This is a genomic window from Roseicella aerolata, assembly GCF_020523605.1.
In the GTDB taxonomy this organism is placed as follows: Bacteria; Pseudomonadota; Alphaproteobacteria; order Acetobacterales; family Acetobacteraceae; genus Paracraurococcus; species Paracraurococcus aerolatus.
In genome coordinates this window covers 1-875 of the sequence record NZ_JAJAQI010000172.1, presented here as the reverse complement: position 1 = coordinate 875, position 875 = coordinate 1, and the positions used below count along the sequence as shown (strand labels likewise).

Sequence of the window (875 nt, the reverse complement as noted above, 5' to 3'; positions counted from 1 at the left end):
GAGAGCTGTGCGCGGATGTGCTTGGACGCGTGCCGAGGAGGATGATTCGTTGATTGTGCGGCGGACGGAGGTCGGCATGGCACGGCGACGGATTGGACAGGAAGATCTCATTGCACGGTCGGAGCCGCGGGCAGCATCATCGCTGGCGGAGCTTGCCGCCCTGCTCGACTGGCATGAGATCGACCGTGCGCTCACGGGCATCTCGGCCGCGGAGAAGGGTGAACTGGGCTGGCCGCCAGTGGCCCTGTTCCGCGCCCTGCTGCTGGCCACTTGGCATGACCTGTCGGACGTGCGGCTTGCCGAGGCGCTGGACGACCGCACCAGCTTCCGCCGCTTCTGCGGCTTCGCCGCGCACGAGCCGGTGCCCGAGCGCACCGCCTTTGTCCGGTTCCGCCGCGAGCTGGTTCGCCGCGGCCTGGACCGGGCGCTGTTCGAGGCCGTGACACGCCAGTTGGAAGCGAAGGGCGTCATGGTGCGCACCGGCACGCTGGTGGACGCCACCCTGATCCCGTCGGCCAGCATCCGGCACGACGGTGAGGCCCGTTGGGCCGGGCACCGCCGGCGCAAGCCCACACACGGCTACAAGGCGCACGTGGCCACCGATGAGGGCGCCGGTCTGGTCCGCGGCGTCGAGGTGACCACGGCCAATGTCCACGACGCGGCCGAGCTGGAACGGGTGCTGCCGCCGGAGCCGGGCGACGTCTATGCCGACAGCAGCTTCACGGGCGGGCTCGCAGAGCGGGTGATCATCGGGCGAGGCGGCCGACCACGCACGGTGTGGACCGGCATCTGGGGCCGCGGTCCGGAGGCGCTGGTGCGGCTGGAGGCGCACAACGCTGCCGTGCAGCGGGTCCGCTGCCGTATCGAGAAGGTGT

1 protein-coding gene is annotated in these 875 nt (G+C 70.9%); it reads left to right on the top strand.

Annotated elements, in window-relative coordinates:
- Positions 1-76: 76 nt before the first annotated feature.
- A partial coding sequence (locus tag LHA35_RS28405) for an IS5 family transposase (protein ID WP_226615261.1) occupies positions 77-875 on the top strand: 799 nt, incomplete at its 3' end.